The sequence below is a fragment of the Rhodococcus sp. 5G237 genome (assembly GCF_053764735.1).
In genome coordinates, this window is record NZ_JBSNCD010000001.1 from 271927 (window position 1) to 284816 (window position 12890).

The 12890-nt window shown below is 68.5% G+C and carries 13 protein-coding genes; 2 read left to right on the forward strand and 11 right to left on the reverse strand.

Annotated features, from left to right (window positions below; translation table 11 throughout):
- Nucleotides 1–59: 59 nt before the first annotated feature.
- The 4 genes from dmpG to ACWPOC_RS01270 form a co-directional block, all read right to left on the reverse strand.
- Nucleotides 60–1115 (reverse strand): 4-hydroxy-2-oxovalerate aldolase, encoded by a 1056-nt coding sequence (gene dmpG / locus ACWPOC_RS01255; RefSeq protein ID WP_006550744.1) that lies wholly within the window; start codon nucleotides 1113–1115, stop codon nucleotides 60–62.
- Nucleotides 1112–2044, reverse strand: coding sequence for an acetaldehyde dehydrogenase (acetylating) (locus tag ACWPOC_RS01260; protein ID WP_088899521.1), 933 nt, complete (start codon nucleotides 2042–2044; stop codon nucleotides 1112–1114). The genes dmpG and ACWPOC_RS01260 overlap by 4 nt, the downstream gene beginning before the upstream one ends.
- Nucleotides 2041–2886, reverse strand: coding sequence for a 2-keto-4-pentenoate hydratase (locus ACWPOC_RS01265; RefSeq protein WP_006550746.1), 846 nt, complete (start codon nucleotides 2884–2886; stop codon nucleotides 2041–2043). Before ACWPOC_RS01265 ends, ACWPOC_RS01260 begins: the two co-directional genes overlap by 4 nt.
- A 90-nt stretch (nucleotides 2887–2976) precedes the next feature.
- On the reverse strand, nucleotides 2977–3732 hold the full coding sequence (locus ACWPOC_RS01270) for an IclR family transcriptional regulator (RefSeq protein ID WP_016696328.1): 756 nt from the start codon (nucleotides 3730–3732) through the stop codon (nucleotides 2977–2979).
- Nucleotides 3733–3848: 116 nt separating this feature from the next.
- Here ACWPOC_RS01270 and ACWPOC_RS01275 point away from each other — a divergent pair, with 116 nt between their 5' ends.
- A complete protein-coding gene (locus tag ACWPOC_RS01275) occupies nucleotides 3849–4385 on the forward strand; it encodes a DnaJ family domain-containing protein (protein ID WP_455407879.1) in 537 nt (178 codons plus the stop codon).
- On the opposite strand, the gene ACWPOC_RS01280 is transcribed toward ACWPOC_RS01275, so the two are convergent.
- Both ACWPOC_RS01280 and ACWPOC_RS01285 read right to left on the reverse strand, forming a co-directional pair.
- Nucleotides 4372–5025 (reverse strand): CoA transferase subunit B, encoded by a 654-nt coding sequence (locus ACWPOC_RS01280; protein WP_120280851.1) that lies wholly within the window; start codon nucleotides 5023–5025, stop codon nucleotides 4372–4374. The genes ACWPOC_RS01275 and ACWPOC_RS01280 overlap by 14 nt on opposite strands.
- A 3-nt stretch (nucleotides 5026–5028) precedes the next feature.
- Nucleotides 5029–5790 (reverse strand): CoA transferase subunit A, encoded by a 762-nt coding sequence (locus tag ACWPOC_RS01285; RefSeq protein WP_455407880.1) that lies wholly within the window; start codon nucleotides 5788–5790, stop codon nucleotides 5029–5031.
- A 202-nt stretch (nucleotides 5791–5992) separates the two neighbouring features.
- On the opposite strand from ACWPOC_RS01285, the gene ACWPOC_RS01290 reads away from it, so the two are divergent.
- Nucleotides 5993–6766, forward strand: coding sequence for an IclR family transcriptional regulator (locus ACWPOC_RS01290; RefSeq protein ID WP_006550750.1), 774 nt, complete (start codon nucleotides 5993–5995; stop codon nucleotides 6764–6766).
- A gap of 7 nt (nucleotides 6767–6773) precedes the next feature.
- On the opposite strand, the gene ACWPOC_RS01295 is transcribed toward ACWPOC_RS01290, so the two are convergent.
- From ACWPOC_RS01295 to ACWPOC_RS01315, 5 genes are read right to left on the reverse strand one after another with little or no spacing between them, the layout of a single operon-like run.
- Nucleotides 6774–7595 carry an HpcH/HpaI aldolase/citrate lyase family protein gene (locus ACWPOC_RS01295; protein WP_455407881.1) on the reverse strand — a complete coding sequence of 274 codons (822 nt, stop codon included), beginning with the start codon at nucleotides 7593–7595 and terminating at the stop codon, nucleotides 6774–6776.
- A complete protein-coding gene (locus ACWPOC_RS01300) occupies nucleotides 7592–8086 on the reverse strand; it encodes a MaoC family dehydratase (protein WP_006550752.1) in 495 nt (164 codons plus the stop codon). The genes ACWPOC_RS01295 and ACWPOC_RS01300 overlap by 4 nt, the downstream gene beginning before the upstream one ends.
- A complete protein-coding gene (locus ACWPOC_RS01305; protein WP_006550753.1) occupies nucleotides 8083–9246 on the reverse strand; it encodes an acyl-CoA dehydrogenase family protein in 1164 nt (387 codons plus the stop codon). Before ACWPOC_RS01305 ends, ACWPOC_RS01300 begins: the two co-directional genes overlap by 4 nt.
- Nucleotides 9243–11249, reverse strand: coding sequence for an acetyl-CoA carboxylase biotin carboxylase subunit (locus ACWPOC_RS01310; RefSeq protein ID WP_455407882.1), 2007 nt, complete (start codon nucleotides 11247–11249; stop codon nucleotides 9243–9245). The genes ACWPOC_RS01305 and ACWPOC_RS01310 overlap by 4 nt, the downstream gene beginning before the upstream one ends.
- Before the next feature lie 8 nt (nucleotides 11250–11257).
- Nucleotides 11258–12853: a carboxyl transferase domain-containing protein gene (locus ACWPOC_RS01315; protein WP_455407883.1), complete on the reverse strand. Its 1596-nt coding sequence runs from the start codon at nucleotides 12851–12853 to the stop codon at nucleotides 11258–11260.
- Nucleotides 12854–12890: the final 37 nt, after the last annotated feature.

Here is a 12890-nt window from a genome sequence, read left to right on the forward strand (position 1 = left end):
CACGACCAGTGGGTCGTGCCACGCCCGACGCGGCTGTTCCGGCTCGATGCGGCCGGGGATCAGTTCCCTGTGCGGTTGCGCAGGTCGAGTGCGACGTCGGTGATCATGTCCTCCTGTCCACCGACGAGGCCGCGACGACCGATCTCGACCAGGATGTCGCGGGTGTCGAGGCCGTAGATGCTCGCTGCGGTCTCGGCGTGACGCAGGAAGCTCGAGTACACGCCGGCGTAGCCGAGGGTGAGGGTTTCACGGTCGACCTGCACCGGACGGTCCTGCAGCGGACGCACCAGATCGTCGGCGGCGTCCTGCAGACCGAACAGGTCGCACGAGTGCTTCCAGCCCTTGAGGTCGGCGACCGCGACGAACGGTTCGATCGGGCAGTTGCCCGCACCGGCACCCTGGCCGGCGAGCGACGCGTCGACGCGGATCACGCCCTCCTCGACCGCCACGACGGAGTTCGCCACCGACAGCGACAGGTTCTGGTGGGCGTGGATACCGATCTGGGTGCTCTCGTTCAGCACGTCCCGGTATGCACGGATGCGCTCGCGGACACCGTCCATCGTGAGGCGGCCACCCGAGTCGGTGACGTACACGCAGTCGGCGCCGTAGGACTCCATGAGCTTCGCCTGCTGGGCCAGGGCGTCTGCGGAAGTCATGTGCGACATCATCAGGAAGCCCGACACGTCCATGCCCAGTTCCTTCGCCGCCGCGATGTGCTGCGCGGAGACGTCGGCCTCGGTGCAGTGCGTCGCGATGCGCACCGACCGCACACCGATCTCGTAGGCGCGCTTCAGCTCGTGGACGGTTCCGATACCGGGCAGGAGCAGCGTCGTCAGGGTTGCCGAGTTGATGGCTCCCGCTGCGGCTTCGAGCCACTCCCAGTCGGTGTTGCTGCCGGGACCGTAGGTCAGCGAGTGACCGGCAAGGCCGTCACCGTGCGACACCTCGATGGCGTCGACACCCGCACGGTCGAGTGCACCGGCGATCGCCGCGACGTTCTCGGGGGTGATGCGGTGACGGATGGCGTGCATGCCGTCGCGCAGGGTCACGTCCTGGATGTACAGCGCCGTTCCGTCGCTTGCGAATTCACGTGCCGTAGTGGTTGCCGCGGTCATGCCGTCACCTGATCCTTCTTGCGTGCCGCCACGGCGCGTGCGACCTGCAGCGCCGCGGAGGTCATGATGTCGAGATTGCCCGCGTACTCGGGCAGGTAGTGCGCTGCGCCCTTGACCTCGAGGAACACCGCGACCTTCCACAGGGGGCCGGTGTGGTCGGTGAGCGTCTCCATGGGCTCGGTGACCTCGGTGAACTGCACCTCCTGCTTGAGGGCGTAACCGGGCACGTATTCCTGGACCTTCGCGACCATCGCCTCGACGGACGCGACGATCTCGTCCTTGCGGTCCTCGCCGACGAGCGCGAGCACGGTGTCGCGCATGATCATCGGCGGCTCGGCCGGGTTGAGGATGATGATCGCCTTGCCGCGCGTGGCGCCACCGATCTTCTCGATGGCCTGCGAGGTGGTCTCGGTGAACTCGTCGATGTTGGCGCGGGTGCCGGGGCCGGCCGACTTCGAGGAGATCGAGGCGACGATCTCGGCCCAGTGCACCTTGGTGACCTGGGAGATTGCCGCGACGATCGGGATGGTGGCCTGGCCACCACAAGTGACCATGTTGACGTTCGGAGCGTCGAGGTGCTCGGTGAGGTTCACCGGCGGCACCGTGTACGGGCCGATCGCGGCCGGCGTCAGGTCGATGAGCATCTTCCCGTGCGGGCGCAGGACCTTCTCGTTGTACTCGTGGGCCTTCGCCGAGGTCGCGTCGAAGACGATCTCGATCTCGTCGAAGCGCGGGTGCTCGACGAGTCCTTCGACACCGTTCGAGATGGCGTCGATGCCGAGGCGCTTCGCCCGTGCGAGACCGTCGGATTCGGGATCGATACCGACGAGGGCGACGGTCTCGAGTTCGGCGTCGGCCAGTCGCTTGATCTTGATGAGCAGGTCGGTGCCGATGTTGCCCGACCCGATGATGGCAACCTTGGTGGTCATGAGTTCTCCTGTGCGGTGGAGCTTTCGGAAGAGAAACGCGCGGTGACGGTGCCGAGCGAGGAGATCTCGGCGCGGACCGTGACGCCGGGCGGCGCCGGGACCATCGGGCCGAGTGCCCCCGACAGCACGACCTGCCCTGCGCGCAGGGGCTGGCCGAACTCGCGTGCCGTGCGCGCGAGCCACAGCAGGGCGTTCAGCGGATCGCCGAGGCAGGCTGCGCCGTTGCCCTCGGAGACGAGTTCGTCGTCGACGTACATCCGCATGGTGGCGTCGATCGGCTCGAATTCGTCGAGGGTGAGCGTCTGCGAGCCGAGCACGTACAGGCCGCTGGATGCGTTGTCCGCGACCGTATCCGTGATCTTGATGTCCCAGCCGGCGACGCGGCTGTCGACGATCTCGAGAGCGGCGACCGCATGTCCCACGGCGGCGCGGACGGTCGCGAGATCGAGATCGTCCGAGTCGAGGTCGGCGGAGAGGACGAAGGCGATCTCGGCCTCGGCCTTCGGCTGCAGCAGGCGCTTGCTGGGCACCTCGTCGAGATCGGTGACGTCCATGTCGTCGAAGAGGACACCGAAGTCGGGGCGGTCGACACCGAGCTGCTGCTGCACCGCCGGGGAGGTCAGGCCGATCTTGCGTCCGACGATGCGGGCACCTTCGGCGAGCCGGCGGTCGGTGAGCTGCTGCTGCACCGCGTACGCCAGGTCGATGTCGGTCTCCCCGAGCAGGTCGCGGACCGGACCGCACGGGGTGGAGCTGCGTGTGGCCTCGATGAGACGGTCGGCCGCCGCACCGGCGATGCGGGTGCGATCCGCCGCTGATGTGGTGTTGGAGCTGGTAGTCATCACGTCCTCGTCGTTCGATGGATTACGACCATCCTGGCGGCGAGGTCCGTACCCGCATAGGGGCGCGTTCCGGTGAGTGGAACGTGAGGCTCAGAGGTTGCGGATGGCTTCGCGCCGGGCGTGGGTGGCAGCGATGCCCGCGGCGGCGGCCTTCACCGCGCCCTCGTGCTTCTCCGGACGGAACCGGGTGACGGGACCGGTGACGCTCACCGCCGCGATGGGACGCTCGTCCGCGTCGAAGATCGGAGCGGCGACGCAGGCGAGGCCCACCGCGGACTCCTCGAACTCGAACGCCACACCGCGCTCGACCACGGTCGCGAGATTCGCCCCGAGCCGGCCGGGTGTCGTGATGGTCCGGGGAGTCTTGCGCGCCAACCCGGCCTCGACCACCCCGGCCAGCAGCTCGGGCGGGGAGAACGCGAGAAGGGCCTTGCCGATTCCGGTGCAGTACATGGGCATCCGTCCACCGATCCGGGACGGCGTGGAGGCGGGGCGATGTCCGCCGATCTTCGAGACGTAGACGACCTCCACCCCTTCGGGGACGCCGAGGTGCACGGTCTCGTGGGTGCGCTCGTACAGGTCTTCCATGAACGGGATCGCGACCTCGACCAGGCCGCGCTCGAGAGAGGCGCGCAGACCCAGTTCGAAGAGCTGACCGCTCAGGCGGTATCCCGCCGGATCCTTGTCGAGCAGCCGGACGGCGACGAGATCGGTGACGATGCGGTGCAACGTCCCCTTCGGCAATCCGGTACGCCGGCCCAGTTCGGCGAGGGTGAGGACGTGGTCGTCGGCGGTGAACGCCCACAGCACGGTGACGACCTTGCCGAGCACCGTGTTGGTGTCCACCCCGTCGCCCGGCGGGCGGGCATGCACCGGCGACTCGCGCTGTCCTTCCACGTGGCTCAGGTTAGGACACCACGCACCGCACCCGGGACGGGCGCCCGCGCTGGCATCCTGGATGTGTGACCGAGCGCAAGCGGTGGGACCTGACGTTCGAGACATGGATCGAACGTCAGATCCGCGTGGCGCAGGACCGGGGCGATTTCGACGATCTGCCCGGTTACGGCAAACCCATCCCCGACCACGGCGACGACGATCTGTGGTGGGTGAAGAGTTATCTGGCGCGTGAGGGCCTGTCGACGGAGGCGCTGCTGCCGCCCGAACTGCAGTTGCGGCGCGAGATCGAGCGGCTGCCCGGCACGGTCGGCTCGGCGCCCAGCGAGAAGGTGGTGCGCGACATCGTCTCCGATCTCAACCGGCGGATCGCCGACTGCCTGCGTTTCCCGAGCGGCCTGCCCGTACCGATCCACAAGGTCGACGCCGAGGAGCTGGTGGAGGTGTGGAAGGTCGAGCGGGCACGTCGTCGCGAGGAGGCCCGCACGGCCCTGAACTCGACGCGACCCCGGCTCGAGACGGAGTCCGAGACCGGGGTCGCGCGGAGAAGGTGGATCTTCCGGTGGTTCCGCAGGCGGAACCGGCCGGTCGTCAGGGAAGGGTGAGCGGCGCTCCGGTCGCGGCGCGCACCTGCTCCTCGGTGACGCCGGGGGCGCACTCGGTCAGGACGAGGCCGTCGGCGGTCACGTCGATCACCGCGAGGTTGGTGATGATGCGCTGCACCACTCCCTCACCGGTGAGCGGCAGCGAGCACTCCGAGACGATCTTCGGGTTGCCCTGCTTGTCGGTGTGCTCCATGAGCACGATGACCTTGCGGGCACCGTGGACGAGATCCATCGCCCCGCCCATGCCCTTGACCATCTTGCCGGGCACCATCCAGTTGGCCAGATCGCCGGTGGCCGAGACCTCCATGCCGCCGAGCACGGCGGTGTCGATGTGGCCGCCGCGGATCATGCCGAAGCTCAGCGCCGAGTCGAAGAAAGCAGCGCCGGGGTTGACCGTCACGGTCTCCTTGCCAGCGTTGATCAGGTCGGGATCGACCGCGTCGTCGGTGGGGTACGGCCCGGTGCCCAGGATGCCGTTCTCACTGTGCAGGGTCACGTGCACACCCTCGGGCAGGTAGTTGGGGATCAGCGTCGGCAGGCCGATACCGAGGTTGACGTACTCCCCCGGCGAGAGTTCCTGCGCGGCGCGCGCGGCCATCTGCGTGCGCGTCCAACCCTGTGTCTCGACAGCTGTGGTCATCTTCTACGCTCCCTTCGCGGCGCTGACGGTGCGCTTCTCGATCTGCTTGTCCTGGACACCGGTGTGCACGACCCGGTTCACGAAGATTCCCGGCAGGTGCACCTCACCCGGATCGATCTCACCCGGCTCGACGAGTTCCTCGACCTGGGCGATGCACACGCCGCCGGCCATCGCGGCGAGCGGGTTGAAGTTCATCGCGGCCTTGTTGAACACCAGGTTGCCCTCGGTGTCGCCCTTGAGGGCGTGCACGAGCGAGAAGTCGGCGGTGATGGACTCCTCGAGCACGTACCGCTTGCCGCGGAACTCGCGGATCTCCTTCGCCGGGGATGCCACGGCGATCGAACCGTCGGCGTTGTACTTCCACGGCAGTCCGCCCTGCGAGATGGGCGTGCCGACGCCGGCGGGGGTGAAGAAGGCGGGGATGCCCGCACCACCGGCGCGGAGCTTCTCGGCGAGAGTGCCCTGCGGGGTCAGCTCCACCTCGAGCTCACCCGAGAGGTACTGCCGGGCGAATTCCTTGTTCTCCCCGACGTACGATGCGGTGACCCGGCGGATGCGCTTGCTGCCCAGCAGGATTCCGAGGCCGTGGCCGTCGACGCCGCAGTTGTTGGAGAACACCTCGAGGTCGGTGGCCCCGGTGTCGGCGATGGCCTGGATCAGGATGTCGGGAATGCCGCACAGTCCGAATCCGCCCACCGCGAGCGTCGCACCGTCACGGATGTCGGCGACGGCCTCCGCCGCCGTCTCGAACACTTTCGTTGCCAACTCTCACCTCTCGGATTCCGGGGGAGCCGCCTGGGCTCCGCTGGACGAATCACGTCCACTAGATGAACGCGGTCACATTCTCGGCTTCTACTAAAGATCCTGCAGGTGGCGAACACAAGTGCCCGTCCGAATCTCTCTGAAATTGGTCGTTCATCGAACGGAGACGCCATATGCGTTCATTGAGTGGACGTAGAATCGAGGCATGTCGTCCGATGCACGGGGTCAACTGGTCACGCGGATCGCCGCTCTGCTGCGCACCGTCTCGTCGCACGAACCGAAAGGGGTGACGACCTCGGAGGTCGCCCGCAGCACCGATCTCGCCCGGCCCACGGTGCACCGGCTGCTCAGCTCGCTCGCCGACGAGGGGCTCGTCGACCGGGATCCGGCGTCGGGACGCTGGGCCCTCGGACCCGAACTCTACCTGCTGGGATCGCTTGCCTCGGTGCGCTACGACATCACCGATCTCGCGGGCGACGTGCTGCGCGATCTGGCGCGCGCGACCGGCGAGAGCGCCTTCCTCTCCGCGCGACGGGGCGACGAGACCGTGTGTCTGGCGATGGAGGAGGGCAGCTTCCCGCTGCGTTCGCACGTACTCCACATCGGGATCCGGTTCCCGCTCGGGGTGGCGTCGGCGGGGCTGGCGATCCTCGCGCACATGCCCGACCAGGAGATCGAGGCGTATCTGTCGCGGGCGGATCTCACGGAGAACTGGGGGCCGGACCATGCGCGACCCGCACTGGAGAAGCGCATCGAGGCGACACGGCTGGCCGGCTACGCCGTCAATCCGGCGCTGATCGTCGAGGGCAGTTGGGGAATGGGCGCCGCGGTGTTCGATCACCGCGGCGCCCCGACCTGGGCGTTGAGTCTGACCGGCGTGGAGAGCCGGTTCCGGCCCGATCGTGTGCCCGAACTCGGTGAGGCCCTGCTCGACAGCGCCCACCGTCTCACTCAGTTGTTGCGTCACCGTCCCCGGTGACGCGCGGTCATGCCGAGGCGGCAGCCGACGCGCGCTGCAGCACGCGCTCGGCGTGACGCAGCACCGGGGCGTCGACCATCTTCCCTTCGAAATCGAAGACGCCGCGCTCCGATTCGGCGGCCTCGAGGACACGTCGCGCCCACGCCTCCTCCTCGGGGGTGGGCGCGTACGCCCGGCGGACGACGTCGACCTGGCTCGGGTGGATCGACACCTTGATGTCGAATCCGACCGCCACGGCGTCGAGGGCCTCCTCGTGGAGACCGTCGGTGTCCTTGATGTTCAGGTACACCGAGTCGAGCGCCCAGCGGGCGTGACCCTTCGCGGCGAGCAGGGTCACCGACCGGGCGTGTTGCGCGACCGCGCGGTACGTCCCGTCGGCGCGGCGGCTCGCGTTGCCACCGAGTCCGGCGACGAGATCCTCGGCACCCCACATCATTCCGAGTGTGTTCTCGGCGACGGCGATGTCTTCGACCGCGAGCACCCCGAGGGGCGACTCGATGAGCGCGACCACCTCGAGCGGTGCGAGCGAGCGCACCTCGTCGCCGCTCTCGCATTTGGGCAGCATGACCCGCGTGTACGACGTGCGGTGCAGCGCCTCGAGATCGGCCTCGTGGTCGGCCGTGCCCACCGGGTTGACCCGCACCACGGTGCGTTCGGGGTCGAGCGGCGTGGCGATCAGTGCCTCACGGGCGGCCTGCTTGTCGGCCGGTGCGACGGCATCCTCGAGGTCGATGATCACCACGTCGGAACGTTCGGCGGCCTTGGCGTAGCGCTCCGGGCGATCGGCGGGACAGAAAAGCCATGCGGGGCCGGGGAGTTCCCAGGTCATGTCGTGGGCCTCTTCTGGACGAGGGTCTTGCGCACGGCGACGGCGACGACATCGCCGTGCTGGTTGCGACCGGTGTGCTCGAGGGTGACGATGCCCTCCCCCGGCCGGCTCTTCGACTCGCGCTTGTCGACGATCTTCGTCTCGGCGTAGAGCGTGTCGCCGTGGAAGAGCGGCTTGGGGAAGGAGATCTCGGAGAATCCGAGGTTCGCGACGATCGTGCCCTGCGTGAGCTGGGCGACCGACAGTCCCACGATCGTCGAGAGCGTGAACATCGAATTGACCAGACGCTCACCGAAACTGGTCTCGGCGGCGTAGGCGGCGTCGAGGTGCAGCGCCTGCGTGTTCATCGTCTGCGTCGTGAACAGCGTGTTGTCGGCCTCGGTGATCGTGCGACCGGGGCGGTGCTCGTAGATCGCGCCGAGTTCGAATTCCTCGAACCACAGGCCGCGCTGGACGATCCGCTTCTCCACGGTGGTGTCGGTCTCGCTCACAGTCCCAGCTCCCGTCCGATGAGCATGAGCTGCACCTCGGTGGTGCCCTCACCGATCTCGAGGATCTTGCTGTCGCGGTAGTGGCGCGCCACGGCGTACTCGTTCATGAAGCCGTAGCCGCCGTGGATCTGCGTCGCGTCGCGCGCGTTGTCCATCGCGGCCTCGGACGCGACGAGCTTGGCGACCGCGGCCTGCTTCTTGAACGGCTTACCGGCGAGCATCGCGGCGGCGGCGTCGTAGTAGGCGGTGCGTGCTGCGTGCGCACGTGCCTCCATGCGGGCGATCTTGAAGGCGATGGCCTGGTTGTTGCCGATCGGGCTGCCGAATGCCTCGCGTTCCTTGGCGTACTTCACCGATTCGTCGACGCAGCCCTGCGCGGCGCCGGTCGACAGCGCGGCGATCGCGATGCGGCCCTCGTCGAGGATGCGCAGGAAGTTGGCGTAGCCGCGGCCCCGCTCGCCGAGGAGGTTCTCCTCGGGCACCCGCACGTCGGCGAAGGTGAGCGGATGCGTGTCGGAGGCGTTCCAGCCGACCTTGTTGTAGGCGGGTTCGGCGGTGAAGCCCGGCGTGGAGGTCGGCACGAGGATCGTGGAGATCTCCTTCTTGCCGTTCTCCCGCACCCCGGTGACGGCGGTGACGGTCACCAGCGAGGTGATGTCGGTGCCGGAGTTGGTGATGAACTGCTTGTTGCCGTTGATGATCCACTCGCCGTTCTCGAGCTTGGCGGTGGTCTTCGTGCCTCCGGCGTCGCTGCCCGCACCCGGCTCGGTGAGACCGAAGGCAGCGAGGTTGCGACCGCTCGCGAGCTGCGGCAGCCACTCCTGTTTCTGCTTCTCGTTGCCGAAACGGTAGATCGGCATCGCACCGAGCGAGACACCGGCCTCGAGGGTGATGGCGACGGACTGGTCGACCTTGCCGAGTTCCTCGAGCGCGAGGCACAGCGCGAAGTAGTCGCCGCCCATGCCGCCGTACTCCTCGGGGAACGGCAGGCCGAACAGGCCCATCTCTGCCATGCCCTGCACGACCTCGTAGGGGAACGAATGCTCGGCATCGTGCTTGGCCGCGACCGGCGCGACCACCGTGCGGGCGAAGTCCGCGACGGTCTTGCGCAGCTGCTCGTACTCGTCGGGAAGTTGGCCCGTGGCCAGGTATTCCGTCATGACTGTGCCTCTTCCGTGTCGGCGTGCGGGGTGACCCGCGCGAGAAGTTGATCGACCTTGACCTGCTCACCGGCGGCCGCGAACAGTTCGACGGTGCCGTCGATGGGGGCGGTGAGCGAATGTTCCATCTTCATGGCCTCGACGACGACGAGCGTCTGCCCGGCGGTGACGGTGTCGCCGGATGCGACGGACACCGCGATGACGGCGCCGGGCATCGGGCTGGTGATGTCGGCGTCGCCGGCGTGCGCGTCGTCGCCGCGCACCGATGCCTCGCGCACCTCGCGGACCGCGACGCTGCCGTGGCCGTCGGAAAGCCAGACCGCACCGTCGGATTCGCCGACGCGGTAGCTGTGACGCCGGCCGTCGAGCACGACCGCCAGATCGGAACCGTGCAGCACGGCGCTGAACCGGTAGGTCTCGCCGTCCTCGACCTCGGCAACACCGGCCGCCGGGGTTCCGGTCAGGCGCACGTGTGCGGTGCGGTCGCCGGAGGTGAGGCGCGACGTGACGGGCCGGTGGGCACCGACGCGCCATCCGTCGGGCACCGCCCACGGATCGGTGGTGTCGCCCTCCCAGCGGTCGAGCCACCGCAGGATCGCCGCGGCGACGAGCGTGGAATCGGCGGTCGTGGGGGCGGTGTAGTCGCCGACCCGGCGGTCGAGGAGTCCGGTGTCGAGCGCACCGGCCACGACGTCGTCGTCGGCGAGCAGGAACCGCACGAAGTCGACGTTGGTGACGACGCCGAGCACGGCGGTCTGTGCGAGTGCCCGGTCGAGGCGTCGCAGTGCTCCGGCGCGGTCGTCGGCGTGGGCGATGACCTTGGCGAGCATCGGGTCGTAGTCGCTGCCGACCACGGTGCCGGCGCGGATGCCGGAGTCGACGCGCACGCCGGGGCCGGTGGGTTCGACGACGTCGGCGATCTCACCGCCGGTCGGGAGGAAGCCGCGAGCCGGATCCTCGGCGTAGACGCGGGCCTCGATCGCGTGGCCGGTGAGGGTGATGTCGTCCTGGGTGAAGCCGAGCGGCTCACCGGCGGCGATGCGCACCTGCCACTCGACGAGATCGAGGCCGGTGACCATCTCGGTGACCGGATGCTCGACCTGCAGTCGGGTGTTCATCTCCATGAAGAAGAACTCGTCCGGCTTGTCGGCGGAGACGATGAACTCGACGGTGCCGGCGCCGGTGTAGTCGACGCTGCGCGCGGTGTTGCACGCGGCCTCACCGATGCGGGCGCGGGTGGCCTCGTCGAGCAGCGGCGAGGGCGCTTCCTCGATGACCTTCTGGTGCCGCCGCTGGAGGCTGCACTCGCGCTCGCCGAGGTGGACGACGTTGCCGTGCGCGTCGGCGAGGACCTGGACCTCGATGTGCCGGGGGCGCTGCACGAACCGCTCGAGGAAGAGGGTGTCGTCGCCGAACGCCGACGCCGCTTCGCGACGGGCGGATTCGAGCGCGGCGGGCAGATCCTTCGGGTCCTCGACGAGGCGCATGCCCTTGCCGCCACCACCGGCGGACGGCTTGACGAGCACGGGATAGCCGACTTCCTCGGCGCCCGCGATCAGTTCGTCGTCGCTCAGTCCGGGCCGGGAGATGCCGGGCACGACGGGAACGCCGAACTCCGACACCGCGGCCTTGGCGGTGATCTTGTCGCCCATGGTCTCGATCGCGTGGGCGGACGGGCCGAGGAAGGCGATACCGGCGGTGGCGCATGCGGCGGCGAAAGCCGAGTTCTCCGAGAGGAATCCGTAGCCGGGGTGGATGCCCTGCGCGCCGGTGGCGAGCGCCGCGTCGATGACCTTGTCGATCACCAGGTAGCTCTCGCGCGCCGCCGCGGGTCCGAGCAGCACCGCGGTGTCGGCCTCCTGCACGTGGCGGGCGTCGCGGTCGGCCTCGCTGAACACGGCGACCGAGCGGATGCCCATCGCCTTCAGGGTGCGGATGACGCGCACCGCGATCTCGCCGCGGTTGGCGACCAACACCGTGTCGATCCGAGTCGTATCAGTCATGGGTGCACTCACATCCGGAAGACGCCGTAGGAGACCGGCTCGAGCGGGGCGTTGGCGCACACCGACAGTGCCAGTCCGAGAACTTTTCTGGTGTCTGCGGGATCGATGATGCCGTCGTCCCACAGGCGCGCGGTCGAGTAGTAGGGGTTGCCCTGCTCCTCGTACTGGGCGCGGATCGGAGCCTTGAACTCCTCCTCCTGCTCGGCCGTCCAGGGCTTACCCGAGGCGTCGAGCTGGTCGGAACGCACCGTGGCCAGCACAGAGGCGGCCTGCTCGCCACCCATGACGGAGATGCGGGCGTTGGGCCACATCCACAGGAAGCGAGGCGAATACGCGCGACCGCACATCGAGTAGTTGCCGGCGCCGTACGAGCCGCCGATGACGACGGTCAGCTTCGGCACCCGCGCGCACGCGACCGCGGTGACCATCTTCGCGCCGTGCTTGGCGATACCGCCGGCCTCGTAGTCGCGGCCGACCATGAAGCCGGAGATGTTCTGCAGGAACACCAGCGGGATCGAACGCTTGTCGCACAGTTCGATGAAATGGGCTCCCTTGACAGCGGATTCGCCGAAGAGCACGCCGTTGTTCGCGATGATGCCGACCGGGTGGCCGTGGATGCGCGCGAAGCCGGTGACGAGCGTCTTGCCGTATTCGGCCTTGAACTCGTGGAAGCTGGAGCCGTCGACGACGCGGTCGATGACCTCGTGCACGTCGTAGGGGATGCGCGAGTCGGTGGGCACCACGTCGTACAGCTCGGTGGGGTCGGCCTCGGGCGGGGTGGTGGGTTCGACGTCCCATGGGCGCGGGTTGCGCGGACCGAAGGTGGAGACGATGTCGCGCACGATGCGCAGCGCGTCGCGGTCGTCCTCGGCCAGGTGGTCGGTGACGCCGGAGACCTTCGAGTGCAGGTCGCCGCCACCGAGTTCCTCCGCGGTGACGACCTCGCCGGTCGCGGCCTTCACCAGCGGCGGGCCACCGAGGAAGATGGTGCCCTGGTTGCGGACGATGACGGCCTCGTCGCTCATCGCGGGGACGTAGGCGCCGCCGGCGGTGCACGAGCCCATGACCGCGGCGATCTGCGGAATCCCCTTGGCGCTCATGGTGGCCTGGTTGTAGAAGATGCGGCCGAAGTGCTCGCGGTCGGGGAAGACCTCGTCCTGCCGCGGCAGGAAGGCGCCACCGGAATCGACCAGATACAGGCACGGCAGATTGTTCTGCAGCGCGACTTCCTGCGCCCGCAGATGCTTCTTGACCGTGATCGGGTAGTAGGTGCCGCCCTTGACGGTGGCGTCGTTCGCGACGATCACGCACTCGCGGCCGGCGACGCGGCCGATGCCGGCGATCATGCCGGCGCCGGGGCACTCGTCGTCGTACATGCCGTCGGCGGCGAGCGGCGACAGTTCGAGGAACGGGCTGCCCGTGTCGAGCAGTTCGTCGACGCGGTCGCGGGGAAGCAGCTTGCCGCGCGCGACATGCCGCTCCCGGGCTTTCTCGCTGCCGCCCAGTGCTGCGGCAGCGAGCTTGTCTCGGAGCTCTCCGACCAGCTGTTCATGCTGGTCGCGGCTGGTTGTCGAGGCCGTCTCAGCGGTTGTCACGCACACCATCCTCGGTAGATCGACTAATCGCCATTAACTGAAATCT

Coding starts and splice junctions, on each gene's coding strand:
- dmpG (WP_006550744.1), bottom strand. CDS start 1,115: ATGACCGCGGCAACCACTACGGCACGTGAATTCGCAAGCGACGGAACG.
- ACWPOC_RS01260 (WP_088899521.1), bottom strand. CDS start 2,044: ATGACCACCAAGGTTGCCATCATCGGGTCGGGCAACATCGGCACCGAC.
- ACWPOC_RS01265 (WP_006550746.1), bottom strand. CDS start 2,886: ATGACTACCAGCTCCAACACCACATCAGCGGCGGATCGCACCCGCATC.
- ACWPOC_RS01280 (WP_120280851.1), bottom strand. CDS start 5,025: ATGACCACAGCTGTCGAGACACAGGGTTGGACGCGCACGCAGATGGCC.
- ACWPOC_RS01290 (WP_006550750.1), top strand. CDS start 5,993: ATGTCGTCCGATGCACGGGGTCAACTGGTCACGCGGATCGCCGCTCTG.
- ACWPOC_RS01295 (WP_455407881.1), bottom strand. CDS start 7,595: ATGACCTGGGAACTCCCCGGCCCCGCATGGCTTTTCTGTCCCGCCGAT.
- ACWPOC_RS01305 (WP_006550753.1), bottom strand. CDS start 9,246: ATGACGGAATACCTGGCCACGGGCCAACTTCCCGACGAGTACGAGCAG.
- ACWPOC_RS01310 (WP_455407882.1), bottom strand. CDS start 11,249: ATGACTGATACGACTCGGATCGACACGGTGTTGGTCGCCAACCGCGGC.
- ACWPOC_RS01315 (WP_455407883.1), bottom strand. CDS start 12,853: ATGGTGTGCGTGACAACCGCTGAGACGGCCTCGACAACCAGCCGCGAC.